This window comes from Bradyrhizobium sp. UNPA324 (assembly GCF_006658635.1).
Taxonomy (GTDB): domain Bacteria; phylum Pseudomonadota; class Alphaproteobacteria; order Rhizobiales; family Xanthobacteraceae; genus Bradyrhizobium; species Bradyrhizobium nanningense.
In genome coordinates this window covers 2,100,099-2,125,255 of the sequence record NZ_LFJD01000004.1, presented here as the reverse complement: position 1 = coordinate 2,125,255, position 25,157 = coordinate 2,100,099, and the positions used below count along the sequence as shown (strand labels likewise).

21 protein-coding genes and 1 other RNA gene are annotated in these 25,157 nt (G+C 65.5%); 17 read left to right on the top strand and 5 right to left on the bottom strand.

From position 1 onward, the window contains the following. Positions 1-43 precede the first annotated feature (43 nt). On the bottom strand, positions 44-679 hold the full coding sequence (locus UNPA324_RS10305) for a TetR/AcrR family transcriptional regulator (RefSeq protein WP_128918526.1): 636 nt from the start codon (positions 677-679) through the stop codon (positions 44-46). Positions 680-875: 196 nt separating this feature from the next. Here UNPA324_RS10305 and UNPA324_RS10300 point away from each other — a divergent pair, with 196 nt between their 5' ends. From UNPA324_RS10300 to UNPA324_RS10285, 4 genes are all read left to right on the top strand, one after another. Next, positions 876-2,189, top strand: coding sequence for an HlyD family secretion protein (locus UNPA324_RS10300; protein ID WP_141934610.1), 1,314 nt, complete (start codon positions 876-878; stop codon positions 2,187-2,189). A gap of 148 nt (positions 2,190-2,337) precedes the next feature. Next, positions 2,338-3,924 (top strand): DHA2 family efflux MFS transporter permease subunit, encoded by a 1,587-nt coding sequence (locus tag UNPA324_RS10295; RefSeq protein ID WP_128918524.1) that lies wholly within the window; start codon positions 2,338-2,340, stop codon positions 3,922-3,924. A gap of 336 nt (positions 3,925-4,260) precedes the next feature. Continuing rightward, positions 4,261-6,060, top strand: a complete 1,800-nt coding sequence (locus UNPA324_RS10290) for an ABC transporter ATP-binding protein (RefSeq protein ID WP_181769349.1) — start codon at positions 4,261-4,263, stop codon at positions 6,058-6,060. Between the two features lie 67 nt (positions 6,061-6,127). Then, positions 6,128-7,528 (top strand): MATE family efflux transporter, encoded by a 1,401-nt coding sequence (locus UNPA324_RS10285; protein WP_181769348.1) that lies wholly within the window; start codon positions 6,128-6,130, stop codon positions 7,526-7,528. Positions 7,529-7,640: 112 nt separating this feature from the next. On the opposite strand, the gene UNPA324_RS10280 is transcribed toward UNPA324_RS10285, so the two are convergent. After that, the gene (locus UNPA324_RS10280; RefSeq protein ID WP_128918521.1) at positions 7,641-8,384 is read right to left on the bottom strand and encodes a sulfite exporter TauE/SafE family protein; all 744 of its coding nucleotides are present in this window, start codon (positions 8,382-8,384) and stop codon (positions 7,641-7,643) included. 218 nt (positions 8,385-8,602) lie between these two features. Between UNPA324_RS10280 and UNPA324_RS10275 the strand changes: the two genes are divergently transcribed. Further along, the gene (locus UNPA324_RS10275) at positions 8,603-8,866 is read left to right on the top strand and encodes a hypothetical protein (protein WP_164936127.1); all 264 of its coding nucleotides are present in this window, start codon (positions 8,603-8,605) and stop codon (positions 8,864-8,866) included. 1 nt (position 8,867) lies between these two features. On the opposite strand, the gene UNPA324_RS10270 is transcribed toward UNPA324_RS10275, so the two are convergent. Further along, the gene (locus tag UNPA324_RS10270; protein ID WP_128918519.1) at positions 8,868-10,238 is read right to left on the bottom strand and encodes an aminotransferase-like domain-containing protein; all 1,371 of its coding nucleotides are present in this window, start codon (positions 10,236-10,238) and stop codon (positions 8,868-8,870) included. A gap of 48 nt (positions 10,239-10,286) precedes the next feature. On the opposite strand from UNPA324_RS10270, the gene UNPA324_RS10265 reads away from it, so the two are divergent. Beyond that, positions 10,287-10,751 (top strand): DUF983 domain-containing protein, encoded by a 465-nt coding sequence (locus tag UNPA324_RS10265; protein ID WP_164936126.1) that lies wholly within the window; start codon positions 10,287-10,289, stop codon positions 10,749-10,751. Between the two features lie 101 nt (positions 10,752-10,852). On the opposite strand, the gene rnpB is transcribed toward UNPA324_RS10265, so the two are convergent. Beyond that, positions 10,853-11,278, bottom strand: an RNA gene (gene rnpB, locus UNPA324_RS10260) — RNase P RNA component class A. Positions 11,279-11,426: 148 nt separating this feature from the next. Between rnpB and UNPA324_RS10255 the strand changes: the two genes are divergently transcribed. Beyond that, complete coding sequence (locus UNPA324_RS10255; RefSeq protein ID WP_128918517.1) at positions 11,427-11,780, top strand: YciI family protein; 354 nt, start codon at positions 11,427-11,429, stop codon at positions 11,778-11,780. A gap of 22 nt (positions 11,781-11,802) precedes the next feature. Beyond that, on the top strand, positions 11,803-13,035 hold the full coding sequence (locus UNPA324_RS10250; RefSeq protein ID WP_141934607.1) for an RNA polymerase sigma factor: 1,233 nt from the start codon (positions 11,803-11,805) through the stop codon (positions 13,033-13,035). A gap of 116 nt (positions 13,036-13,151) precedes the next feature. Here the strand turns inward: UNPA324_RS10250 and UNPA324_RS10245 are convergent, their stop codons facing one another. Then, the gene (locus tag UNPA324_RS10245) at positions 13,152-13,934 is read right to left on the bottom strand and encodes an N-acetylmuramoyl-L-alanine amidase (protein ID WP_141934606.1); all 783 of its coding nucleotides are present in this window, start codon (positions 13,932-13,934) and stop codon (positions 13,152-13,154) included. Positions 13,935-14,446: 512 nt separating this feature from the next. Between UNPA324_RS10245 and rsmH the strand changes: the two genes are divergently transcribed. From rsmH to ftsW, 9 genes are all read left to right on the top strand, one after another. Beyond that, a complete protein-coding gene (gene rsmH / locus UNPA324_RS10240) occupies positions 14,447-15,436 on the top strand; it encodes a 16S rRNA (cytosine(1402)-N(4))-methyltransferase RsmH (protein WP_181769347.1) in 990 nt (329 codons plus the stop codon). A gap of 3 nt (positions 15,437-15,439) precedes the next feature. After that, the gene (gene ftsL / locus UNPA324_RS10235; RefSeq protein WP_128918513.1) at positions 15,440-15,832 is read left to right on the top strand and encodes a cell division protein FtsL; all 393 of its coding nucleotides are present in this window, start codon (positions 15,440-15,442) and stop codon (positions 15,830-15,832) included. After that, positions 15,829-17,571, top strand: a complete 1,743-nt coding sequence (locus UNPA324_RS10230; RefSeq protein ID WP_141934604.1) for a peptidoglycan D,D-transpeptidase FtsI family protein — start codon at positions 15,829-15,831, stop codon at positions 17,569-17,571. Before ftsL ends, UNPA324_RS10230 begins: the two co-directional genes overlap by 4 nt. A gap of 85 nt (positions 17,572-17,656) precedes the next feature. Beyond that, positions 17,657-19,129 (top strand): UDP-N-acetylmuramoyl-L-alanyl-D-glutamate--2,6-diaminopimelate ligase, encoded by a 1,473-nt coding sequence (locus tag UNPA324_RS10225; protein ID WP_141934603.1) that lies wholly within the window; start codon positions 17,657-17,659, stop codon positions 19,127-19,129. Then, positions 19,126-20,505, top strand: coding sequence for a UDP-N-acetylmuramoyl-tripeptide--D-alanyl-D-alanine ligase (locus UNPA324_RS10220; RefSeq protein WP_141934602.1), 1,380 nt, complete (start codon positions 19,126-19,128; stop codon positions 20,503-20,505). Before UNPA324_RS10225 ends, UNPA324_RS10220 begins: the two co-directional genes overlap by 4 nt. Before the next feature lie 167 nt (positions 20,506-20,672). Further along, a complete protein-coding gene (gene mraY, locus UNPA324_RS10215) occupies positions 20,673-21,776 on the top strand; it encodes a phospho-N-acetylmuramoyl-pentapeptide-transferase (RefSeq protein WP_018318673.1) in 1,104 nt (367 codons plus the stop codon). A gap of 7 nt (positions 21,777-21,783) precedes the next feature. Beyond that, a complete protein-coding gene (murD, locus tag UNPA324_RS10210) occupies positions 21,784-23,181 on the top strand; it encodes a UDP-N-acetylmuramoyl-L-alanine--D-glutamate ligase (RefSeq protein ID WP_128918509.1) in 1,398 nt (465 codons plus the stop codon). Between the two features lie 86 nt (positions 23,182-23,267). After that, positions 23,268-23,579: a hypothetical protein gene (locus tag UNPA324_RS10205; RefSeq protein WP_128918508.1), complete on the top strand. Its 312-nt coding sequence runs from the start codon at positions 23,268-23,270 to the stop codon at positions 23,577-23,579. A 269-nt stretch (positions 23,580-23,848) separates the two neighbouring features. Then, entirely contained in the window at positions 23,849-25,000 is a 1,152-nt protein-coding gene (gene ftsW / locus UNPA324_RS10200; RefSeq protein WP_128918507.1) for a putative lipid II flippase FtsW, read from the top strand. Positions 25,001-25,157 lie beyond the last annotated feature (157 nt).

The following is a 25,157-nucleotide window of genomic DNA, read 5'->3' as shown; positions in this document are numbered from 1 at the left end:
GGGCGCAATATAGTGCGGCCGGCCCGGCCTGCGCAACGCGCGGCTACTTCGCCTGATACGCCGCCAGGAACATCCGCGTCGCGCTGTCGACCACCTCGGTCATGCGCTGTTCCGACGGTGCGGGGGCTGCCTGGAAAACGAAAGGCAGGAAGAGCGAGGCCTTGCAAAGCTCCATGAACTGGGAGGCCGCAAGATCGCAATCGTCGATTCTGAGATCGCCGGAGGCGACGCGGGCGTCGAGATAACCGGAGAGCCGGTTGATGCTCTTGTCCAGCACGCGCGCATAATAGCGGCGGCCGACATCGGGCATGCGCTCGGCGATCGCCATCACGGTACGGATCGCCGATCCGCCTCCGGGACGGCAGAGCAAGTGGATGTAGGCCCGGCCGAACTCCTTCAGCGTGGTCTCGGCATCGCGCGCGGGATCGAAATTGAACACGACCTGGCCGTGCTGGAGCGCCTCCTGCTCGAGGATCGCTTCGAACAGTGCGGATTTGTCGGCGAAGTAGACGTAGAGCGTGCCCTTGGAGACCTGCGCCGCGCGCGCGATCTCGCCCATGCTGGCGCCGTCGAAGCCGAGATCCATGAACACCTTGCGGGCACCGTCCAGGATCTGGCGACGTTTGGAGCCGTCCTCCTCTTGGACGACGTGCAGATGGTCGCTGGCAGCTACAACCATTGGTTCAGGGTCTCGGAAGGTTTTTGAGTCGGGTCCTGCGGCGATGAAACCCGAATAAAGGATTAGTCAGTAAGGGTCCGGCCGGGAATATTATGTATATTGACCGAACCGTTCGGTCAATGGTATTTAGATCAGAGAGCGGAGAGCGCGCCATTTGCGTGCCGTCTCCTGATCGCGCTTTTTTGGGGAGGCCTTGATGGCCGTATCGAGAGATCAGGCCGCGCGCGTCCTTCGCCAGGAAGCGGTGGAGGAGCACGCGGGCGATGCGGCTGCGGCCGAGACCTCTGGTCCCCTTGCCGAGCAGTTGCGCGTCCAAATGGTCGAAGAAGCCAAGCGCCGCAGCAGCGAGGCGCCGGAGAAGCCCGTGACCGACAAGCCGGCGGCACCTGCCCCGGACGCACCCGCTGCCAGCGCTCCCAAATCCGGCAAGCGCAAGTTCGTCCTGATGGGCGTCGGCCTGGTGCTCGCGCTCGCGGCCGCGAGCTATGCCGGCTATTACACCCTGGTCGGCCGCTTCTACATCTCCACCGATGACGCCTATGTCCGCGCCAACAACACCATGCTGGGCGCGCGTGTTGCCGGCCACATCTCCTCGATCCTCGCCGGCGACAACGCGACGGTGCGCGCCGGCGACGTCGTCCTGCGCATCGATGACGGTGACTACAAGATCGCGGTCGATGCCGCCGCCACGAAGATTGCGACCCAGCAGGCCACCATCGACCGCATCGGCCGCCAGGTCGCAGCGCTCGACAGCCAGGTCGCGCAGGCCAAAGCCCAGCTTGTCTCGGCCGAAGCCGGCCTCAAGCGCGCCGATCTCGATTACGAGCGCCAGCAGGCGCTGAGCAGCAAGGGGTTCGCCTCGCGCGCCACCTTCGAGAGCTCGGAAGCCGGACGCGACCAGGGCGCCGCCGCGGTCAAGGCCGCGCAGGCCGCTTATGACGTCGCCGTCAGCAATGTTGATGTCGCCAAGGCGCAGCAGGCCGAAGCGCAGGCCCAGCTCGCCGAGCTCAAGACCGCGCTCGCCAAGGCGGAACGTGATCTCGGCTTCACCGCGGTGCGCGCGCCGGTCGACGGCACATTCTCCAATCGCCTGGTCAACACCGGCGACTTCGTCGCGGTCGGCCAGCGCCTCGGCAATATCGTGCCGCTGGACGCCGTCTATATCGACGCCAATTTCAAGGAAACGCAGCTCAAGCGCATCCGTCCCGGCCAGCCGGTGACGATCAAGGTCGACGCCTACGGCATGCGCAAGTTCTCCGGCGTGGTCGACAGCATCGCGGCGGGCGCGGGCTCGGTGTTCACGCTGCTGCCGCCCGACAACGCCACCGGCAACTTCACCAAGATCGTGCAGCGCGTGCCGGTCCGCATCCGCGTGCCGAAGTCGGTGGCGAAGCAGAACCTGCTCCGCGCCGGCATGTCGGTCTATGCGACCGTCGACACCAACAAGGGCGCCGCCGACGCCGACAGCGAGGTCGACCTCGACGATCCCACCGCGATCCACCCGCAGTAGGTGCGGTGATATGAGTTGCGCTGCAGCCGCAAATGCAGGTGCGCTCCCTCTCCCGCTTGCGGGAGAGGGCCGGGGCCTTCGGCGCGACCTCTCCCGCAAGCGGGAGAGGTGTACCCAACTCGCAGCGTGCTCTAATCCGAGCTGAGACATGGCCAACGCCACCACCGCTTCACCTGCCATGATGGCGGCGCCGGCTTCGGAGCGCATCGCGCCGAAGCGGCTGTTCGCCTTCATCATCATGGTGTTCGGGATGTTCATGTCGATCCTGGACATCCAGATCGTCTCGGCGTCCTTGAGCGAGATCCAGGCCGGCCTGTCGGCAAGCTCCAGCGAAGTCTCCTGGGTCCAGACCGCCTATCTGATCGCCGAGGTGATCGCGATTCCGCTGTCGGGATTCCTGTCGCGCGCCTTCGGCACGCGGCTGTTGTTCGCGATCTCGGCGGCCGGCTTCACCGCCTCGAGCCTGCTCTGCGGCTTTGCCACCACCATCGAGGAGATGATCCTCTGGCGCGCGTTGCAAGGCTTCCTCGGCGCCGGAATGATTCCGACGGTGTTCGCCTCGGCCTATACCGTGTTCCCGCGCACGAAATTCCACATCGTCGGCCCCATCATCGGGCTGGTCGCGACCCTCGCACCCACGATCGGGCCGACGGTCGGCGGCTACATCACCGACCTGATGTCGTGGAACTGGCTGTTCTTCATCAACGTCGTGCCCGGCATCGGCATCACCGTCGGCGTGCTGGCGCTGGTCGATTTCGACGAGCCGCATTTCGAGCTGCTCGACCGCTTCGACTGGTGGGGCCTGTTGTTCATGGCCGGTTTCCTCGGCACGCTGGAATATGTGCTGGAGGAGGGGCCGCAATACGAATGGCTGCAGGACACCTCGGTGGCGATCTGCGCCTGGATCTGCGCGCTCTCGGCGATCGCCTTCTTCTGGCGCGTCTTCGCGGCGGCCGAGCCGATCGTCAATTTGCGCACCTTTTCCGACCGCAATTTCGCCGTGGGCTGCACGCTGCAGTTCTGCATCGGCATCGGGCTCTATGGCCTGACCTACATCTATCCGCGCTATCTCGCCGAGGTGCGCGGTTACAGCGCGCTAATGATCGGCGACACCATGTTCGTCTCCGGCATCACCATGTTCCTGGTGGCGCCGCTGGTCGGCCGGCTCATGGCGAAGCTCGACATGCGCTACATGATCGCGTTCGGTCTCGTCGTGTTCGCGCTCGGCTCCTACCAGATGACCTGGATGACGCGCGACTATGATTTCTATGAACTGCTGGTGCCGCAAATCCTGCGCGGCATCGGCATGATGTTCGCGATGGTCCCGACCAACAACGTCGCACTCGGAACGCTGGCGCCCGACAAGGTGAAGAACGCGAGCGGCGTGTTCAACCTGATGCGCAATCTCGGCGGCGCGCTCGGCCTCGCCGTCATCAACACCGTGCTCAACGACCGCACCGACCTTCACATCAGCCGCCTGCAGGAGCGCGTGACCTGGGGCAACGCGACCGCCACCGAAACCCTGAGCACGTTCATGCAGAAATTTCAGGGACTTGGCGATTCCACGCTGATGGCCATGAAGCAGCTTTCCCAGCTGGTTCATCGCCAGGCCGTGGTGATGAGCTTTGGCGATGCCTTCTTCATCCTGACGCTGTTCTATCTCTCTCTCAGCTTCCTGGTGGTGCTGCTGAACAGGCCGCCGTCGCCGTTCGGTGCTGGTGGCGATGCGCACTAATTTGCAACACTGGTCCGTGATCTCGCGCGAGCCCCGTTGCAAAGCGCGAGCGATGCATCTATAAAGCGTACCTCATCCAATCGAACCGGGAGGGATTTGCATGATTTCGTCGCATTCGCAGATCGTACGCCCGCGCTCGATGGTGTTCTGGCTCGGTATGTACGCGGCCTGTTAGAGGCCTCTTCCGCCAGCTTCGATTGGGCCAAGGTTTCGACCAGGCGTCCCGATCGCTCCGCTTCCCAAGTCAAAGTCAGTTTTGAGTGACGCCGTTTCGGCCCTCGTGGCCGGCCTGCGTCCATCGATGGAGCCGGCCCGCGCGTGCGGCCGGATGATGTCATGACCGCTCTGTCCAAGAAACCCGCCGCGATTCGCGTGGTGCTCCCCTTCGTGTTCCGGCACTGGCTGAAGCAGCCGGGGCGCGGCCTCATTGTGGCCGGCGGCCTTTTGGGTGCGACCATTGCCGATTTGTTCATGCCGGTGTTCTCGGGACATTTGGTCGACGCGTTGACGCGCGGCCCGTCCGATCTCGACGCGCGCCACGCGGCGCTGACGGCATTCGGCGCCATCGTGGCGCTGGGCGCGGCCTCGATGGTGCTGCGGCTCATCGGCCTTCAGGCGATCGTGCCGTTCACGCTGAAGATCATGTCTGACTTGGCACAGGATGCTTTCCTGCGCGTGCAGCGCTTCTCGACCGACTGGCACGCCAATTCCTTCGCCGGCTCCACGGTGCGCAAGATCACCCGCGGCATGTGGGCGGTCGATCTGTTGAACGACACCATCCTGCTGGCGCTGCTGCCTTCGCTGGTCGTGCTGATCGGATCGATGATCCTGCTCGGCGCGCACTGGGCTTCGCTCGGCGCGGTGATCGCGCTCGGCGCGCTTGTCTATGTCACGATGACGGTGCTGTTCTCGACCCGCTACATCGCGCCGGCCGCGCGCGTCTCCAATGCCTGGGACACCAAGGTCGGCGGCACGCTGGCGGATGCGTTGACCTGCAATGCGGTGGTGAAATCCTTCGGCGCCGAAGCGCGCGAAGACGCGCGGCTCGCCCGCGTCATCGGCCGCTGGCGGGTGCGGGTGCGGCGGACCTGGTTTCGCTACAACTACACCGCCATGGCGCAGCTCGCGCTGTTGCTGGCCTTGCGCGCCTCCGTGATCGGCGGCTCGGTGCTGCTGTGGATGTCCGGGCATGCCTCGCCCGGCGACGTCACCTATGTGCTGACGAGCTATTACATCATCCACGCCTATTTGCGCGACGTCGGCATGCACATCAACAACCTGCAGCGCTCGGTCAACGACATGGAGGAATTGGTGGCGATCCATGACGAGCCGATCGGGATTGCGGATGCTTCCGATGCGCGGCCGATAGCGATCGAGGGCGGCGAGATCGTGTTCGACGACGTCACGTTCCACTATGGCGGCCATCGCGCGCCGCTGTACGACGGCTTGTCGGTCAGGATCCGCGCCGGCGAACGCGTTGGCCTCGTCGGCCGTTCCGGCTCCGGCAAGACCACCTTCGTCAAGCTGGTGCAGCGGCTCTACGACGTCAGCGGCGGTCGCGTGCTGATCGACGGGCAGGACATCGCGCACGCCACGCAGCAATCGCTGCGCAGCCAGGTCGCGATCGTGCAGCAGGACCCGATCCTGTTTCACCGCTCGCTTGCCGAGAACATCGCCTATGGCCGGCCCGGCGCCAGCCTGGAGGCGATCGAGCAGGCGGCACGGCTTGCCAACGCGCACGACTTCATCCTGCGCCTGCCGAAGGGCTACGGCACGCTGGTCGGCGAGCGCGGCGTGAAATTGTCGGGCGGCGAGCGGCAGCGCGTGGCGCTGGCGCGTGCGTTCCTGGCGGACGCGCCGGTGCTGATCCTGGACGAGGCGACCTCGAGCCTGGATTCGGAATCGGAGGCGCTGATCCAGCAGGCGATGGAGCGGTTGATGAAGGGCCGCACCTCGATCGTGATTGCGCACCGGCTGTCGACGGTGAGGAGCCTCGATCGAATCCTGGTGTTCGACCGCGGTGAGATCGTCGAGCAGGGCACGCATGCTCTGCTGGCGGGCAAGCCGGGCGGCATCTATCGCGGCCTGTTCGAGCGCCAGGTGGTGGAGCTCGGGCATATCGTGGCAGCGGAATGAGGCACGCGGCAGCGGGGCGAACGTCCCGCTGTCACGCCGCCAAGGAATGCGTCAAGGATGGAATGAAATGAAGGACCTGACGAACGGCTCCATCGTGAGACACATACTGGCCATGGCTCCTCCGATCATGGTCGGCATGGTCACGATCATGATCTGCCAGCTGGTCGACCTCTACTTCGTGTCGGGCCTCGGCGATGCGGCCGTCGCGGGCGTTGCTGCGGCCGGCAATGCCGGTTTCCTCGTCAATGGGCTGATGCAGGTGCTCGGTGTCGGCGGAATGGCGCTGATCGCGCATGCCGTGGGACGCAAGGACCGGCCGGATGCGAACCTGATCTTCAACCAGGCGATGGTGCTGTCGGTGCTGTTCGGATTGTTGACCCTGGCAGCAGGTGCCGCGTTGTCGCGCGCCTACATGCATGCGGTTGCCGCGGATCAAGCCACGATCGAGGCGGGGACCACTTATCTGCTGTGGTTCACGCCGGCGCTCGCGCTGCAATTCGCGACCCAAGTGATCGGATCTGCGCTGCGCGCCACCGGCATCGTGCGTCCCACCATGCTGGTGCAGGCGTTCGCTGTTGTCGTCAATATCGCCCTGGCGCCGGTCCTGATCACGGGCTGGGGCACCGGCCATGCCCTCGGGGTAGCCGGCGCGGGGCTGGCGAGCTCGATCGCGGTGGTGATCGGCGTGCTGATACTGCTGGTGTATTTCCGCAGGGTCGAGCGCTATGTCGCCTTCAATCCGGCGCAGTGGCGTCCGCAGCCGCGCCATCTGAAGCGGATCCTCAATGTCGGCCTGCCGGCCGGCGGCGAGTTCGCGATGATGTTCATCCTCATGGCAGTGGTCTATTACGTGCTGAGCGATTTCGGTGCGGCGGCGCAGGCCGGCTTCGGCATCGGGCAGCGCGTGCTTGGCCTGATCCAGATGCCGGCGCTTGCAGTGGCGCTGGCGGCCGGGCCGATTGCCGGCCAAAACGTCGGCGCCGCCAACGGCGCGCGCGTGCGGGAGACCTTCGTCAAGGCCGCTATGATCGTCACGATCGTGATGGTCAGCTTCATGATCTTTGCGCAGATGAAACCGGAGCTGCTGCTTGCCGGGTTCTCGAACGACCGTGAGACGATGGAGATCGCCTTCCTGTTCCTGCGGATCATCTCGCTCAACATGGTCGCGCAGGGCCTGATCTTCACCTGCTCGAGCATGTTCCAGGGGCTCGGCAATACCAAGCCGGTGCTCCTGAGCTCGGCGACGCGTGTGCTCACCTATTCGCTGCCGGCGATTTGGCTTTCGACATGGCCGGGCTTTCGCATCGAGCACGTCTGGTATCTGTCTCTCGCCGCGACCACGTTCCAGGCGGGCTTGAGCCTGTGGCTGCTGCGCCGCGAGTTCAGGAAACGCCTGACATTGGCGCAGAAGGCCCTCGAGCAGGAGAGCTCCGAACCCATTGCGCCTCTCGCTCGCGAGCCTGCGTAACGACAGCTTGTTCCCCCTCCGGCCGCTCCGGCTAGCTTGCCGGGCGGTATGGATGGTGGGCTGCAGAAGGGCCGCGGGTCGCCGCGGCATGGCGCTCGCGCGGAGGGAAGAGCTAGAGCGCGCCGAGACTGTTCCAGACGAGGGTGAGGCCCGACAGGAATAACAGGCCGAGCACGACATCGCCAAAATGCTTGTCGTTGAGGGCGTGATAGACGCGTGCGCCAGCCCAGGCGCCGATCAAGGTGCCCGGAAAGGCGACCAACGCGAGCCAGACCACTTTGAGCTCGACGAGACCCGATGCGGTCTGCAGCACAAGTGCGGTGGCGAGCACCGTGAAATTGAACAGCTGGAAGATGCCGCGCCGCTCGTGCTTGTTCCAGCCGCGGATGTTGGCCCACAGGATCGGCAGCGGACCGGACAAACCGGCGAGGCCGCCAAGAATGCCACCGGCAAAGCCGACCGCGCCATCGGCGATCCGGCCGCCGAACTTGATCGCGAGCGGCCTCTTGTTCAAATACATCGCGCTCGAAAAGATCAGGATCAGCACGCCGACGCTCAGCTTGAACACTTTGGGGTCGGCCGAGGCGATCATCATGGTCCCCAGCGGCACACCGATCAGCCCTCCGATCAGGAACGGCCAGACCAGCGAAAGGTCGAAGCTCTTCCACATCGAGGGCAATGTCGAGGTCTGCGCGATCACCGAGCAGATCAGCACCAGGGGCACCGCGAGCGAGGGCGGCAGCACGTAGAGCCAGATGCCGAGCGCCATCAACGCCGTGCCGAACCCTGCCAGCCCCGAAACGAAGCCCCCGGCCAGCGCGCCGAACAGCAGCAGGACATAGGTGAGCGTTTCCAACAGATTGTCCCCTTCGCGGGGGCGATCCCGAACAGTTGATCGCCATCGCTCGCATAACACGCTTGCTGCCGTGCAGGTCAATCCATGCTGCACGCAGGCGTGATCTGCGGCATCGGGCATTCGCGGAAGACGCGCCTACATGACGGTCGTACTTCAATCCGGGCCGCTACCCGACGTGGTCGTCCGCTCGGTCCCGAATGCGATGACGGAGAATGACCATGACCCGCACCAAGATCGCCGTTGCAGCCGCGCTGTTGGCGGCAGTGCTGATGCCGACGATGGCCCAGGCGCAGTTGTCCGAGCCCGCGGCCTATCAGGCCGCTCATCCTGACCGCGATGTGCTCAATGGCGGCCAGCTTACGCCTGCGGCGCGTGCGGCTCTCGGCCAGCACGGAGCGCCTGATGATGCCTATGCGTCGCAGGCCTATCCGTCGTCCGCGGTGCCGGTCGTGCGCTCCGGCCATCGCCATCATCGTCGATGATCTAGACGATCTGTCTGGTCTCGGCGGGCTGCCGCAGTGCGCCGACCAGGATGCGCAACGCTTCCGTCAATTCGGATCTGTTCCGGGCCGCTCCCAGCGAGACGCGTGCCGCGTGCGTCGGTGTTCCACCGACTGTGAACGCATCGGCGGCGACGATCGCAAGTCCGTTCCGGAGCAGATCTGCGGCGACATCGGGCCGGCGCTCGGGCAGTCGCAGCCACAGATGATGCGCGGCGGGCCTGGCCAGGAACTGGAAGCCCTTCAGCGCGCGTTGCGCGAGCTGCTGGCGGCCGACTGCTTCGTTGCGGATGGCGGTGATGATGCGATCGGCAACGCCGCTTTCGATCCAATGCGTTACCAGCGCGACCATCAGCGGCGCCGGCATCTGCACGGTCGCCTGCAAGGACATACGCATTTCCCGCTGCGCGGCGCTGTCGGGCGTCACCAGATAGGCGACGCGCAGCGCCGGCGCGATGCATTTTGACAGCGTGGTCGCGAGATAAGTCCGTTCCGCAATGAGATTGGCGATCGGCGATGCCGAGCGGTCGAGCAGGCCGTAGGCGTCGTCCTCGATCAGGACCGTGGCGGCGTCGCGGATGATCTTTGCGATGGCACTGCGCCGCTCGGGAGAGAGCGTCGCCGTGGTTGGGTTATGCAACGTCGGAATGAGATAGACGGCCTTAGGCCGATGCGTGCGGCAGGCCTTTGCCAGCGCATCGGGCAGGATGCCGCCGTCGTCCATGGCGACGCCGACGAGCTTGATGCCGAGCCGCACTGCTGCCGCCTTGATACCGGGGAAGGTGAGGGCTTCGGTCAGCACGATATCACCAGGCCTCGCAAGGTGCGCGAGCACGTTGAACAGGATCGTCTGCGTGCCGGGAAAGATCACGAGCTTGTCGGCATGCGCGTCCGGCACCCGTGCACGCATCCAGCGCGCGGCGACGTCACGCTCATGCGCGCTGCCGCCGGGCGGCTGGTAGTTGAGATACGCCGTCAGGCCGGATTGCGCGCGGATGGAGTCCAATCCGGCGATGATGCGTTCGTCGAGCTGCGCCTCCAGCGGATGCGGCGGCACGTTCATCGACAGATCGATCGCGACGGGATGCGGCAGGTCGACCGCGCGGCGCGCGCTGGTCTCCGACACGAACGAGCCCTGTCCGACCCGCGCCTCCATGATGCCGCGCCGCCGCGCCTCGGTGTAGGCGCGTGTCACCGTGGTGAGATCGAGAGCGAGCGCCTTTGCCAGCGCGCGCTGCGTCGGCAGCTGCTGGCCGCGCACCAGCCGGCCGGCGGCGATGTCGGCCTCCATGGCCTCGACGATGCGCTGGTAGCGCGGGCCGGATAGCTCCGAGATTGTCGGGGTCCAATCCATGCAATTAGGCCCATATCCTTTGAATGTATGGATGCAAATTCTTATTGTATGGATCGTCGAAAGGGAAGAGGTGTGGTCATGGCGGCCGGTTCGGTCTCTCTGGGGAAGGCGATGTGGCGTGGCTTTGGCGGCAAGTGCCCGAATTGCGGCGAAGGGCACCTCTTCGGCCGTTTCCTGAAAGTCGCCCCCGCTTGCGATCATTGCGGCGAGGAGCTGTCTCACCAGCGCGCCGACGACTTTCCCGCCTATCTCGTAATGGTCGTGGTCGGCCATCTCGTGGTGCCGGCGATTCTCGCGGTCGAGACCGCCTACGCGCCGGCCGTCTGGCTGCAATTGGCGGTGTGGCTGCCGGTGACGCTGTTCGCCTCGCTCGCATTGCTACAGCCGACCAAGGGCGCCATCGTCGGGCTGCAATGGCAGATCGGCATGCACGGCTTCGAGGCGAGCAAGCAGCGGCGCGAGGCCGTCGAGCTTGCGCCCGTCCTCGTGAAGGCGGACACGCGCGCAGCCTGAGCAGACGCAGCATCGCGCGGGCTGCCGCTGAACTCCATCGTATCAACAGCAATGAAAATGGTGAGGGGCCCGGCGCAGTCACGCCGAACCCCTCGTTGCAAGATATCAGCCGGCCTGTAAGCCGGGTTCTGTAGGGCACCGCCCGCTTGCGCGAACGATACGTGACGGCCATTCCTCTGGGACCGTGTTTGCACACGGCCTCGAGCAACCTACCCGGACGGCGGGCCTGACATCGCCCCGCGGCGTTATCGCTTTCGCGAACAGCCCGCTACGCCGTCCCTATTCGGTCTTGCTCCCGGTGGGGTTTGCCATGCCGGCTCCGTTGCCGCAGCCGCGGTGCGCTCTTACCGCACCTTTTCACCCTTACCCCGCGAAGCCGAAGGCCAAGCGGGGCGGTTCGTTCTCTGTGGCACTTTCCCTGGGGTCACCCCCGCCGGACGTTATCCGGCACCGCATGTCAAGGGAGCCCGGACTTTCCTCCCCGGCGGCCTTTCGGCACCTGCCGGAGCGGCCGTCCGGCCGACTGACCGGTAACGCATGGGCATTTGTGACGGTTTCGTCAAGCCGATATCGCTGAGCACGCGGCCTGCAAATAATTTATCCTGAAGATGTCGTTTGGAGCGTGCCCCGTTCGACTGGATGCCGGCGACACAGCCGAACAACAGGAGTGAAGCGATGCAATATCTGCTGATGATCTACCAGAACGAGGCCGAGTACGCGAAGATTGACACGGGAACCAGCCAGAAGATGTCGGCGGAATATGAGGCCTTTACGCAATCCATCATCCGGAACGGCAATTTCAAGGCCGGCGATCGGCTCCGCCCGACCACGACCGCGACCACGGTGCGCGTGCGCGATGGCAAAACGCTGACGACCGATGGTCCGTTCGCGGAAACGCGCGAGCAGCTCGGCGGCTACTACCTGATCGAGGCCAAGGATCTCAATGCTGCGATCGAGATCGCCGCGCGAATTCCGAGCGCGCGTGTCGGCTCGATCGAGGTGCGGCCGATCTGGGTCTACGACAAGTGACGGCTAGCCTGCGCATTGACGCATGAATCCGGGCGAGATCGACAAGATCTTCCGCGACGAGGCGGGGCGAGCGCTGGCCACGCTGATCCGCCTCGTCGGCGATTTCGATCTTGCCGAGGACGCGCTCCAGGATGCCGTTGCGGTTGCGCTCGAACGCTGGGCAGCGTGTGGGCTGCCCGACAATCCGCGCGCGTGGCTGGTCAATGTCGCCAAGCACAAGGCGATCGATCGGGTGCGCCGCCAAGCGGTCTTCCGCGGCAAGCAGCAGGCGCTCGTGCACGAGCTCGAGCTGAACGCGCAAACGGTCGACGAGCCGCCCTCGATACTCGACGACGACATGCTGCGGCTGATTTTCACCTGTTGCCATCCGGCGTTCGCAGCCGAGGTCCAGGTCGCGCTGACGCTGCGTACCGTCTGCGGGCTGTCGACCACGCAGGTTGCGCGCGCCTTTCTCATCAGTGAGGAGGCGATGGCGCAGCGGCTGGTCCGCGCCAAGCAGAAGATCAGGCTCGCCGGTATCCCCTATGAAGTGCCCGAGCGCGACGCGCTGGCGCCGCGACTCGATGGCGTGCTCGCCGTGATCTATCTGGTCTTCACGGAAGGCTATGTCGCGACCGAGGGCGCGGATCTGATGCGACCCGATCTTGCGGCTGAGGCGATCCGGCTCGGCCGCCTGCTTGACCGGCTGGTGCCGGATCGCGCCGGCGTCAAGGGCCTACTGGCCCTGATGCTGCTGCACGATGCGCGCCGCGCCGGGCGCAAGACGTCGGCCGGCGATATCGTGCTGCTGGAAGAGCAGGACCGTATGTTGTGGGATCGCGCGCAGATCGAGGAAGGCCTGCGCCTGGTCGACGATGCGCTGCGGGTCCCCGGCCGACCGCAGCCTTATGCAGTACAGGCCGCGATCGCCGCGCTGCATGCGCGTGCGCCGAGCTTTGCGCAAACCGACTGGCGGCAAATCGCCGGGCTCTACGAGGTCTTGCTGCGCATCGGTTCCTCGCCGGTGATCGAACTCAACCACGCTGCCGTCGTGTCGATGGTCGATGGGCCGGCACGCGCGCTCGATCTCGTCGATGCGATCAGTGCCCGAGGCGGGCTCCGTGGCTATGAGCTGTTGCCCGCCGTGCGCGCGGATCTGTTGCGGCGGCTTGGCCGCGACGACGAAGCGCGCGAGGCCTACCGCGCGGCGACGCAGGCGACACAGCTCGAGCCGTTGCGGAGATTGTATGCGCGAAGGATGAGGGAGATGGGGTAGGGCTCTCGTGCGCTGCAGAGCCGGGGCCCATCCTGCAACGAGCCGTGGCGCCGACTGGGTCCCGGCTCGCACTTCGCGCGTCCGGGACACGAGAGCGAACCGCGGAGTTTACGCCGTCACTTCGATGCGACCGGCGTCCCCTCCGGCGGCAGGCTCGCCAGCAGCGCCTGCAACGTGGACAGCGTCGAGTGATCCGCGACCCCATCGAGCCGCGCCGGGCGGAAATGGCGCTGGAAGGCCGTGACGACTTCCATGGTCGCGGCGTCGTATTTGCCGGTCAGCGGCACGCCGTAGCCGTATCTGGCGAGCGCCTGCTGCATGCTCAGCACCTCGTCGCTGATGGTGCCGAGCATCAGAGTCTCGCCGCGCACGACGGGAGCGGGCGTAACCCAGTGACCGACGCCGGAATTGGCGAGCGAGTGCCACGGAAACTTCTCGCCGGGGTCCTTCTTGCGCGCCGGCGAGACGTCGGAATGGCCGAGCACCCGGTGAGGCGGCACCTTGCGGCGGAGCATGATGCCGCGGCACAGCGCGATCACGGCGGCGATCTGGCGCAGCGGAAACTCCGGATAGCCCCAATCATGGCCGCGATTGATGATCTCGATGCCGATCGAGCAGGAGTTGATGTCATCTTCGCCGGCCCACGAGGAAACGCCGGCGTGCCAGGCGCGCTTGGTCTCGGACACGCATTGCACGATGCGGCCGTCTTCCAGCACGACGTAATGCGCCGACACTTCCGTCCCGGCCGTGCACAGCCGCGCCAGCGCGCCCTCGACATCGGGCATGCCGGTGTAGTGCAGCACGATCATGTCGGGCTGCCGTCCCTTGTTGCGCTCGCCATAGTTCGGCGAGGGGATGATGTCGGAGACGATGGAGGAGTCCGGCTCGAACGTCCGCATGTTCGCCGCGGTCTTGGGAACCGGGAGAACGCGTTGACGCTTCGAATCGGATCCAGACGGCGTGGACGAACCGGATGGCGGCATAGGCAACTCAAGTCGGATGAGAATGGGCCAAGCCCTTCTCTTTACTATTCCTTTACCCTCCATTGTGCGCAACCGCGCGGCGCAGTTAATGGATCTATTTTGGCGTATGTGTGTGGATGGAGCATCACCACCGCGTCACCTTTCGACTTGTAACCAGCCGATCAACGCTTTCTTAACGCTAAGGGCCGTTACTGAGAGATGAAGAGCCGACCCGCGTCCGGAGGCGGCCAAAGCGTATTTTGGCTCGAAATCCCATGGCTGCCCGACAAATTCCACTGGCAACACTGGGTTTGCAACCCGGGATGACCGGGCTCGGTAACCATGCTGGACTGGGGCTTTGTCGTGGAACCGCCGCGACGCGGAATGATTCGAGGCGTTATGGGCAGTTACGCCCCCGATCTGGCTTGGTCGTTCGGCAGGCTTGGCGCATGAGCTCCGCCCCTCACATTCCCGTGCTCGGCCGCGAGGCCATCGATCATCTGGCGCCGCGCGCGGGCGGGATCTATGTCGATGCCACTTTTGGCGCCGGCGGCTACAGCCGCGCCATCCTCGACGTGCCTGGAACCCACCTGATCGCAATCGACCGTGACCGCACTGCCATCGCAGGCGGTGCCGAGCTGGTCCAGCGCTCCGAGGGCCGGCTGACGCTGGTCGAGGACCGCTTCTCCAATCTCGCCGATGTCTGCGCGGCGCAGGGCATCGACACCGTGGACGGCGTCGTGATGGATGTCGGCGTGTCCTCGATGCAGCTCGACCAGGCCGGCCGCGGCTTCTCGTTCCGCCTCGACGGTCCGCTCGACATGCGGATGGGGCAATCAGGGCCGACTGCGGCCGACATCGTCGCGCGTGCCTCCGAAGGCGATCTCGCCGACATCATCTATCAGCTCGGCGAGGAGCGGCATTCCCGCCGCATCGCCCGCGCCATCGTGGCCGACCGGCAGGAGACCCCGTTCACGACCACGCGTGCGCTTGCCGATCTCATCGGCAGGGTCGTGCGCTCGAAGCCCGGAGATATCCATCCGGCGACACGGACCTTTCAGGCGTTGCGCATCTTCGTCAACGAGGAACTCGATGAACTCAAGACCGCGCTGGCCGCCGCCGAGCGCGTGCTCAAGCCGGGTGGCCGCCTCGTCGTCGTCTCGTTCCATTCGCTGGAAGACCGCATCGTCAAGAACTTCCTGTCTGAGCGCTCGAAGATTGGCGGCGGCTCGCGGCATCTGCCGGAGGTGGCGCAAGCACCGCCGAGCTTCCAGCTGCTGACGCGGCGGCCCGTCGTCGCCGGCGACGACGAAGTCGCGCATAATCCGCGGGCGCGTTCCGCAAAATTGCGCGCCGCCGAGCGCACCTCGGCGCCCGCGCATCGGGATGACGAGCAATCGTCCTGGCCAAGACTCTCCGACGTGATGAGGGGTGGCTAGCGCATGCGCATCATTCACCTCCTCGTCATCGGCGCGCTGATCTTCGCGGCGGCCTATGTCTACCGGATCAAGATGGACTCCACGGCGCGCACCGAGAAGGTGCTGCGGCTGCATGCGGAGATCCGCGAGCAGCGCGACGCGATCGCGGCGCTGCGGTCCGAATGGGCCAAGCTCGATGCGCCGCTGCGCCTGCAAGGCCTGTCCGACCGGCATCTGCAGCTGAAGCCGGTCAACGGCACGCAATATGACTCGCTGAAGAACCTGCCAGAGCGTCCGCCACGGATGTTCAGGCCGGGCGAGCCCGATCCGATCGGGGCGATGCTCAACACCATCGAAGCCGCGAGCGATCCTGACAACGTAACGGGCTCCGTGCCTCAGCCCGAGGACAATCAATGAGCGCTGCGATTCCTGCCAAACCCGCGGAACCCTGGCGGCAGCGTCTGATCCGCAGCCTGCTCTACGGGCGCAACGTCGATCGCGCCGCGAAGGCGCGCGCGCGCGTTGGCCTCGCCATGCTCGCCTTCGCTTCGGTCTATGCCCTGATCGGCGGCCGGCTCGTGATGTTTGCGATCGGCGCCGATGCTCATGGCGCGCGCCGCGCCGCGGCGCAGGAGGTGGTGGCGACGGCGCGACCCGACATCGTCGACCGCAACGGCGCCATCCTTGCGACCGATGTCAAGGCGGCGAGCCTGTTCGGCGAGCCGCGCCGGGTCATCGACAAGGACGAGGCGATCGAGCTTCTCACCGCGACCGTGCCCGACCTCGACGAGGCCGAGGTGCGCGAGCGCCTGAGGACGCGCAAGGGCTTCGTCTGGCTCAAGCGCGAGGTCACGGCGCAGCAGCAGCAGGCCATCCACAAGCTCGGCATCCCCGGCATCGGCTTCCTGCGCGAGAACAAGCGCGTCTATCCGACCGGCAACGAGGTTGCCCATCTCATCGGTCTCGTCAACATCGACAACCAGGGCATCGCCGGCATGGAGAAGTGGCTCGACAATCAGGGCCTCGCCGATCTCCACCGCGCCGGATTTGCCACCGACCGGCTGCAAAAGCCGATCGAGCTTTCGATCGATCTGCGCGTCGAGCACGCTTTGCGCGACGAGCTTCTGAAGGCCAAGGACAAGTTCCACGCCAAGGCGGCCTCCGGCATCGTTTCGAACGTCAAGACCGGCGAGCTCGTGGCGATGGTTTCCTTGCCTGATTTCGACCCCAACAATCCGAAGGAAGCGCACGATCCCGATCGCATCAATCGCCTGACCACCGGCGTCTACGAGATGGGCTCGACCTTCAAGGCGTTCACGCTGGCGATGGCGCTCGATTCCGGAAAGATCAATCTGAACTCGTCGTGGGATGCGCGCGGAAACCTGCACTATGGCAAGTTCACCATCCACGACAGCCACGCGCTCGGACGCTTCATCAATACCAAGGAAGTGTTCACCTACTCGTCCAACATCGGCGCCGCGCGGATCGCGCTGAGCCAGGGCGTGGAGGCGCACAAGGCGTTCCTCGCCAAGATGGGCCAATTGACGCGGCTACGCACCGAGCTGCCGGAGAGTGCGGCGCCGCTGGTGCCGCGACGCTGGGGCGAGCTGAACACGGTCACCATCGCGTTCGGCCAGGGCATGTCGGTGGCGCCGCTGCAAGCGGTGATGGGCATCAATGCGCTGGTGAACGGCGGCTATCTGATTCCGCCGACCTTCTTGAAGCGCAGCGAATCCGAAGCCGCGGCGATGGCCAAGCGCGTGATCAAGACGGAGACAAGCGACAAGATGCGGTTCCTGATGCGGCTCAACGCCGAGATCGGCACCGCCAAGACCGCTGACGTCAAGGGCTACTATGTCGGCGGCAAGACCGGCACGTCCGAAAAGGTCATCAACGGCCGCTACGCCAAGAAGCGCGTGCTCAACTCCTTCACCGCGATCATGCCCTGCGACGATCCGAAATATCAGATCCTCGTCATGCTGGACGAGCCGCAGGCAATTCCGGAAACGAAGGGTTTCATCACCTCGGGCTGGAACGCCGTTCCAACCGGGGGCAAGGTGATCGAGCGGATTGCGCCGCTCCTGGGCGTCGAGCCACGGTTTGACCTGCCGCCTGCGGACCGCCTTATTCTTGCAGCATCCAGGACAACCCAGTAATCAACAGGGTAGGCCATCGCCGCTGCTGAGTCGGAATTTTCCCACAGGATTCGGCTTTCCGGCAGGGCATGTCGACTGGAAGACCATGAAGCTGCGCGACCTCCTAGGTCAGGATAGTCTGGGCAATGATGCCGCGATCGAGCCCACTGTGGCGGCGCTCGACGTGACCGGACTTGCGCTCGACAGCCGCGTGGTCAAGCCGGGTGATCTCTTCTTTGCGCTCGCGGGCAGCAAGACCGACGGTGCGCGCTTCATCGATGCGGCCATTGCCGCGGGCGCTGTGGCCATCGTCGGCGACCATGCCCCTGATGGCAGCAAGGTGCCGTTCGTCGCGGTTGCCAATCCGCGCCGAGCGCTCGCGCTGGCTGCCGCAACCTTCTTCCCCGCCCAGCCGGCGACCATCGCCGCCGTGACCGGAACCAGCGGCAAGACCTCGGTTGCCGCGTTCACGCGTCAGATCTGGGAGCAGCTCGGCCATGCCTCCGCCAGCATCGGCACCATAGGCCTCGTCTTGCCCAAGCGCACGGTCTACGGCTCGCTGACGACGCCGGATCCGATCGCGCTGCACCGGCAGATCGATGAGATCGCGCGTGAGGGCGTCACGCATCTTGCCTTCGAGGCGTCCTCGCACGGGCTCGATCAGTACCGGCTCGACGGCGTGCGTATCTCCGCTGGCGGCTTCACCAATCTGTCGCGCGACCACATGGATTATCATCCGACCGTCGCGCATTACCTTGCCGCGAAACTCCGCCTGTTCCGGGAGTTGGTGGCGCCTGATGGAGCGGCGGTGATCTCGGCCGATCATGATTGCTCGGCGGAGGCGATCGATGCTGCGAAGGCGCGCGGCTTGCGCGTCATGGCGGTCGGCCGCAACGGCGACGGGGCAGGCGAGGGCATCCGTCTCATCGAGGCCGTGGTCGAGGGCTTCTCGCAAAGATTGACGCTCGAACACGGCGGCAAGCGTTACGCCGTCAGGCTGCCGCTGGTCGGCGAATTCCAGATCGAGAACGCGCTGGTGTCGGCGGGGCTTGCGATCGGGACTGGCAGCGATGCAGCCAATGTGTTCGCAAGCCTAGAGCATCTCGAAGGCGCCAAGGGACGATTAGAGCGCGTCGGCGAGCGCAACGGCGCGCCGATCTTCGTCGATTATGCGCACAAGCCCGATGCGCTCGCCAAGGCGCTGCAGGCGCTGCGGCCCTATGCGAAGCGCAGGCTGGTGGTCGTGTTCGGCGCCGGCGGCGACCGCGATGCCGGCAAGCGTCCGATCATGGGCGAGATCGCGGCCGAGAACGCCGACGGAATCATCATCACCGACGACAATCCGCGCAGCGAGAAGCCGGAAGCGATCCGCGCCGCGATCCTCGCTACCGCCAAGGGCGCCCGCGAGATCAGCGACCGTGCTGCTGCGATCCGTGCCGCGATCGAGGAATTGCAGGCGGGCGATGCGCTGCTCATCGCCGGCAAGGGCCACGAGACCGGGCAGATCGTCGGCGGAGAGGTTTTGCCCTTCAGTGATCACGAGGCGGTCGCCGCCGCATTAGCGTCGAGGGTTGCATGAGCGCGCCGATATGGACGGTTGCCGAAGTGGCGCGTGCGCTGGGCGCGGACGGATCGTTCCCGGACACCCCAATCGATTTCGTCACCCAGGACAGCCGCCTGGTGAAACCAGGCAGTCTGTTCGTGGCGCTGAGCGGCACGCCGAGCGGCGGCTTCGTCTCGGCCTTCGCCAGCGCGCGCGACGGCTGGGAGTTCGCGGACAAGGCCGAAGCTTCGGGCGCGGTCGCGATGATCGTGCCGCACGAGATCGCGGGCATCCGCATTCCGCAGATCGTCGTCGAGGATACGCTGATCGACGGCCTCTGGGGCCTCGCACGCGCCGCGCGCGCGCGTTTCGACGGGCCGGTGATCGGGCTGACCGGCAGCGCGGGCAAGACCAGCACCAAGGAATTTCTGGCGGCCTATCCGAACGCCTATGCGAGCCCCTCGAGCTTCAACAATTTCTGGGGCGTGCCGCTGACGCTGTGCAATGCGCGGCCCGACGCCAGCCTCTGGGTCGTCGAGATGGGCATGAACCAGAAAGGCGAGATCGCGCGGCTCAGCGAATTGACGCGGCCGACGATCGCGCTCGTCGTCAACGTCCAGCCCGTGCATCTGGAAAAGCTCGGCTCGCTCGAAGCTATCAGGCACGAGAAGGTGTCGATCGCGCTCGGCCTGCCCGAGGACGGGGTGCTGGTGCTGCCCGCCGGGCTCAAGGCCTCGGAATGGAAAGGCAAGGTCGTGCGCTTCGGCGAGCATGCCGAGGTGCATGAGGTCGCGCACGCACCGCATGGCGAGAGCTGGCAGATCGTGGCCATGATCGGCAAGAAGGAGATCGCCTTCAGCCTGACGCCGGGTGCGCCGCATCGCGTGCAGAACGCGCTGGCTGCGCTCGCCGCGATCCGTGCGGCGGGTCTCGATCCGGCGACGCTCGCGATCAAGCTCGATCGGGTCGGCATCATGACCGGCCGCGGCGTCGAGCAGGCGATCGGCGGGATCACCGTCATCGACGACAGTTTCAACGGCAATCCGGCCAGCGTTGCTGCCGCGCTGCAAAGCCTGCAGGCGCGCCACATGACCGGAGGCCGACGCATTGCGGTGCTCGGCGACATGCTGGAGCTCGGCGATGATGCGCCGGACTACCACACCGCCCTTGCCAAGCATCTCGACGGGATCGACGGGATCTACTGCGTCGGCCCTCTGATGCGCCACCTCCACGATGTGCTGCCATCAGGCAAGGGCCTCGGCTGGCATGACGATCCCGCCACGCTGAAGCCGGGCGAGGTCGCAAATCTGCTGCAGGCAGGCGATGTCGTGGTTGTCAAGGGCAGCAAGAAGATGTTCTGGGTCAACAAGTTTGTGCCGGGCCTGGTGGCCGCCTTGCAGGCAAAGGCGTAAACTGCTTGGAAGGCGCCGTTCCCGAATCCCACCCTTTGCGGCGCGAAGCCGTCCGGTTTCCCCGAGGTCGCGCGACCATGATGAAGACCAGCGAATGCGCGTGAGGCACGTTACGGCCGGTATCGAGGCCAAGATCGTGCGTGCAAAGGCGCCATAGGACCGTCTGAATGTTTTACTGGCTGATCGAGCTCTCCAACACATTTCCGGGCTTCGGTGCCGTTCGCACCTTCCTGAACGTCTTCCGCTACATCACCTTCCGCACCGGCGGCGCGGTGGTCACCGGTGCGCTGTTCGTGTTCCTGTTCGGGCCCTGGATCATCGATCACTTGCGCATCCGCCAGGGCAAGGGTCAGCCGATCCGGACCGACGGTCCGCAATCGCATCTTGCCAAGAAGGGCACGCCCACCATGGGCGGGCTGATGATCCTGTCCGGCCTCACCGTGGGCACCGTGCTTTGGGCCAATCCGCTCAACCCCTATGTCTGGATCGTGCTGGCGGTGACGCTGGGCTTCGGCTTCGTCGGCTTCTATGACGATTACCTCAAGGTGACCAAGCAGACCACGACCGGGTTCGGCAGCAAGCTGCGCCTCTTGATCGAGGCGGCGATCGCGCTGGTGGCCTGCTACGCCCTGGTGCGGCTGAACCGCGATCCGGCCTCGACCGCGCTGACGATACCCTTCCTCAAGGACACCGTGCTGCATTTCGGCTGGTTCTTCGTCATCTTCGGCGCCTTCGTCATCGTCGGCTCCGGCAACGCGGTGAACCTCACCGACGGTCTCGATGGCCTCGCCATCGTTCCCGTGATGATCGCGACCGCGAGCTTTGCGATGATCGCCTATCTCGCCGGCAACGCGGTGTTCGCCGAATATCTCCAGATCAAATATGTCGCCGGCACCGGCGAGCTCGCGGTGCTCTGCGGCGCGCTCTTGGGCGCCGGCCTCGGCTTCCTCTGGTTCAACGCGCCGCCGGCCTCGATCTTCATGGGCGACACCGGCTCGCTCGCGCTCGGCGGCATGCTGGGCGCGATCGCGGTCGCGGTGAAGCACGAGATCGTGCTTGCGGTGATCGGCGGCCTGTTCGTGCTGGAGGCGGTCTCCGTCATCGTGCAGGTGGTGTCGTTCAAGCTGACCGGCAAACGCATCTTCCGCATGGCGCCGATCCATCATCATTTCGAGCAGCTCGGCTGGACCGAGCCGCAGATCGTGATCCGCTTCTGGATCATCTCGGTGATGCTGGCGCTCGCCGGCCTCTCCACGCTGAAGCTGCGGTGATCGCTCGATGATCCCCGTCACCTCCTTTGCCGGCAAGACCGTCGCGGTGTTCGGCCTCGGCGGCTCGGGGCTCGCCTCCTGCCACGCGCTGGAGGCCGGCGGCGCCGAGGTGATCGCGGCCGACGACAATGCCGAGAACGTCGCCAAGGCCGCGCAGGCCGGCTTCGTCACCGCCGATCTACGCAACGTCTCCTGGGCAAACTTCGCAAGCCTCGTGCTCGCGCCCGGCGTCCCGCTCACCCATCCGGTCCCGCACTGGAGCGTGCTGAAGGCGCGCGAGGCAGGCGTCGAGGTGATCGGCGACATCGAGCTGTTCTGCCGCGAGCGGCGGCGTCACGCTCCGAACGCGCCGTTCGTCGCCATCACCGGCACCAACGGCAAGTCGACGACGACGGCGCTGATCGCGCATCTGACCAAGGTCGCCGGCTACGACACCCAGATGGGCGGCAATATCGGCACCGCGATCCTGTCGCTGGAGCCGCCGCGCATGGGCCGCGTCCACGTCATCGAGATGTCGTCTTATCAGATCGATCTCACGCCCTCGCTCGATCCCTCCGTCGGCATCCTGCTCAATGTCAGCGAGGACCATATCGATCGTCACGGCACCCTCGCGCACTACGCTGCGGTGAAGGAGCGCCTCGTTGCGGGCGTGCAAGACGGCGGCACCGCGATCGTCGGCGTCGACGACGGCTTTTGCCGCGACATCGCCGACCGGCTCGATCGCGCCGGCAAGAACGTTGTGCGCATCTCGGTCAGGAACCCGCTGGCCTCAGGCATCCATGTCGAGCACGGCACCATCGTGCGCACTGCGGGCGGCGCCCGCAGCGAGGTCGCCGCGCTCGGCGGTATCGGCTCGCTGCGCGGCCAGCACAACGCGCAGAACGCGGCCTGTGCCGCCGCCGCCGCGCTCGCGATGGGCATCAGCCTTGAGGTGCTGCAGAACGGCCTGCGCAGCTTTCCGGGCCTCGCCCATCGCATGGAGCAGGTCGGCCGCCGCGGCAACGTGCTGTTCGTCAACGATTCCAAGGGCACCAACGCCGACGCCACCGCGCATGCGCTGTCGTCGTTCGCCGACATCTTCTGGATCGCCGGCGGCAAGCCCAAGGCAGGCGGCATCACCAGCTTGACCTCCTTCTTCCCGCGTATCCGCAAAGCTTATCTGATCGGCGAGGCCGCGCAGGAATTTTCCGGCACGCTCGGCTCGGTCGCGCACGAGATCAGCCAGACGCTGGACGTTGCCGTCGAGCATGCGGCACGCGATGCGGATGCCGCGGGCCTCACTGATGCCGTCGTGCTGCTGTCGCCGGCCTGCGCCTCCTTCGACCAGTACCGCAACTTCGAGATCCGCGGCACCAAGTTCCGCGAACTGGTGCAGGCGCTGCCGGGCGTGAATCCGGTGGTGTGAGGATGTCGCGGCGACGCTGGATCGGACTTGTCGCTACTCTTGCAGTTCCGGTCGGTTTCCTCTGTGTTGTCCTCATTGATAGCGTCATGCACGAATTCGGCGCGTGCCGCGTCGTTCGCCAGCGTGCATTTGCCTCCCCAAGCGGCGGTCAGCTGGTTGTCGTGGTCTGGAAGTCGTGCGGAGCGACGGTGCCCGACAGCACGCAAGCCAGCATCGTGGCGCGCGGACGGACATTCTCGCCCGAGAGCACGCCGACCTTCATCAGTGTACGCGGGCATCTTGATCCCGTGGTTGCCTGGAGCAGTGAGCGGGCAATCAGGATCGGTTTCATTCCCGGGCCAGATAAGATCTACAAGCGCGATCAGCGCGCGGGGGATGTCACAATCAACTACGAGTGAGCGTATGGCCGCGCGCCGACGGTGCAAAGCGCACTTCGCTCCCCCACAATCTCCGCTGTCGTCGTTCGGCTCGACCGGGCGACCCAGTATTCCAGAGACCATGCTTGAGCCGAGGGGCCTCGGCGTACTGGATGCCCCGGTCAAGCCGGGGCATGACAGCGTGTTTTGTGGTGGCCGCGGAGATCATTCCAAACATCCACGATTCATTAACCCTGCAGTAACCAACCTCGGCGACCAATGGACGGACCTCTGTCCGAAAGCGGCCGCCCATGCTCTCCCGTGAAGAACGCACCCCCTTTTCCGAGTGGTGGTGGACCGTCGACAAGCCGCTGATGGGCGCAATCCTGGCCTTGATGCTGACCGGCGTGATCCTGTCGCTGGCGGCGAGCCCACCGGTTGCGACCCGCATCGGGCTCGACCCGTTCCATTTCTTCAGCCGTCACGTGATGTTCCTTCTCCCGTCCTGCCTGGTGCTGCTCGGGGTGTCCTTCTTGTCGCCGCGGTCGATCCGCCGCTCGGCGCTGATCATCTTCGCGGCCAGCATCATCCTGATCGTGCTGACCCTTGCGATCGGCCCCGAGGTGAAGGGCTCGCGGCGTTGGATCACGCTCGTCGGCGTCAACATCCAGGCCTCCGAGATCGCCAAGCCGTCCTTCGTCGTCATCGCCGCCTGGCTGTTCGCGGAATCGACCAAGCGGCCGGAGATGCCTGCGACCTCGATGGCGCTGGTGCTGCTATTGATGCTGGTTTCACTGCTGGTGATGGAACCGGACTTCGGCCAGACCATGCTGATCCTGATGGTGTGGGGCTCGCTGTTCTTCATCGCGGGCATGCGCATGATCTGGGTGTTTGGCCTTGCGGGCGCTGCCGCGGCCGGCCTGTTCAGCGCCTATCTGTTCGTTCCGCACGTGGCGGGACGCATCAAGCGCTTCATGAACCCGGCCTCCGGCGACACCTTCCAGGTCGATACCGCCATGGAGGCCTTCTACAATGGCGGCTGGTTTGGGCTCGGACCGGGCGAGGGCATCGCCAAGCGCAGCCTGCCGGACAGTCACACCGACTTCGTGTTCGCGGTCGCCGCCGAAGAGTTCGGCATCATCCTGTGCCTCGCCATGCTGGCGCTATTCGCCTTCGTCGTGATCCGCACGCTGTCGCGCGCCTATGCCAATGAGGACATGTTCTCGCGCTTCGCCGCGTCCGGCCTTGCGATCCTGTTCGGCGTGCAGGCCGCGATCAACATGTCGGTCAACCTCCAGCTCATCCCTGCCAAGGGCATGACGCTGCCGTTCATCTCCTATGGCGGCTCCTCCATCGTGTCGCTCGCCTATGGCGTCGGCATGATGCTGGCGCTGACGCGGCTGCGCCCGCGCACCGAGGTCGAAGCTAGCGGCCACGCCGAGGCGATGCGGAGTTACGCGTAGCCGCACGTGTCCCGGACAAGCGAAGCGCAGATCCGGGACCCAGAATGCAGCAACCAATGGGCCCCGGTTCAGCAGCGCACCACGCTGCGAAGGGCAGCGCGCTGCGCTGCGCCCGGGGCACGAACACCTTGGTTGTCGCACTCGCAATGACGAAAAA

Bases quoted from the DNA above. Each gene is read 5' to 3' on its own strand.
- UNPA324_RS10220 (WP_141934602.1), top strand. From the start codon at position 19,126: ATGAGCGCGCCGATATGGACGGTTGCCGAAGTGGCGCGTGCGCTGGGC.
- ftsL (WP_128918513.1), top strand. From the start codon at position 15,440: ATGCGCATCATTCACCTCCTCGTCATCGGCGCGCTGATCTTCGCGGCG.
- murD (WP_128918509.1), top strand. From the start codon at position 21,784: ATGATCCCCGTCACCTCCTTTGCCGGCAAGACCGTCGCGGTGTTCGGC.
- UNPA324_RS10255 (WP_128918517.1), top strand. From the start codon at position 11,427: ATGCAATATCTGCTGATGATCTACCAGAACGAGGCCGAGTACGCGAAG.
- UNPA324_RS10245 (WP_141934606.1), bottom strand. From the start codon at position 13,934: ATGCGGACGTTCGAGCCGGACTCCTCCATCGTCTCCGACATCATCCCC.
- UNPA324_RS10305 (WP_128918526.1), bottom strand. From the start codon at position 679: ATGGTTGTAGCTGCCAGCGACCATCTGCACGTCGTCCAAGAGGAGGAC.
- UNPA324_RS10285 (WP_181769348.1), top strand. From the start codon at position 6,128: ATGAAGGACCTGACGAACGGCTCCATCGTGAGACACATACTGGCCATG.
- UNPA324_RS10300 (WP_141934610.1), top strand. From the start codon at position 876: ATGGCCGTATCGAGAGATCAGGCCGCGCGCGTCCTTCGCCAGGAAGCG.
- UNPA324_RS10295 (WP_128918524.1), top strand. From the start codon at position 2,338: ATGGCCAACGCCACCACCGCTTCACCTGCCATGATGGCGGCGCCGGCT.
- UNPA324_RS10275 (WP_164936127.1), top strand. From the start codon at position 8,603: ATGACCCGCACCAAGATCGCCGTTGCAGCCGCGCTGTTGGCGGCAGTG.
- UNPA324_RS10265 (WP_164936126.1), top strand. From the start codon at position 10,287: ATGGATCGTCGAAAGGGAAGAGGTGTGGTCATGGCGGCCGGTTCGGTC.
- rsmH (WP_181769347.1), top strand. From the start codon at position 14,447: ATGAGCTCCGCCCCTCACATTCCCGTGCTCGGCCGCGAGGCCATCGAT.
- mraY (WP_018318673.1), top strand. From the start codon at position 20,673: ATGTTTTACTGGCTGATCGAGCTCTCCAACACATTTCCGGGCTTCGGT.
- UNPA324_RS10230 (WP_141934604.1), top strand. From the start codon at position 15,829: ATGAGCGCTGCGATTCCTGCCAAACCCGCGGAACCCTGGCGGCAGCGT.
- UNPA324_RS10205 (WP_128918508.1), top strand. From the start codon at position 23,268: ATGCACGAATTCGGCGCGTGCCGCGTCGTTCGCCAGCGTGCATTTGCC.
- UNPA324_RS10290 (WP_181769349.1), top strand. From the start codon at position 4,261: ATGACCGCTCTGTCCAAGAAACCCGCCGCGATTCGCGTGGTGCTCCCC.
- UNPA324_RS10225 (WP_141934603.1), top strand. From the start codon at position 17,657: ATGAAGCTGCGCGACCTCCTAGGTCAGGATAGTCTGGGCAATGATGCC.
- UNPA324_RS10270 (WP_128918519.1), bottom strand. From the start codon at position 10,238: ATGGATTGGACCCCGACAATCTCGGAGCTATCCGGCCCGCGCTACCAG.
- ftsW (WP_128918507.1), top strand. From the start codon at position 23,849: ATGCTCTCCCGTGAAGAACGCACCCCCTTTTCCGAGTGGTGGTGGACC.
- UNPA324_RS10250 (WP_141934607.1), top strand. From the start codon at position 11,803: ATGAATCCGGGCGAGATCGACAAGATCTTCCGCGACGAGGCGGGGCGA.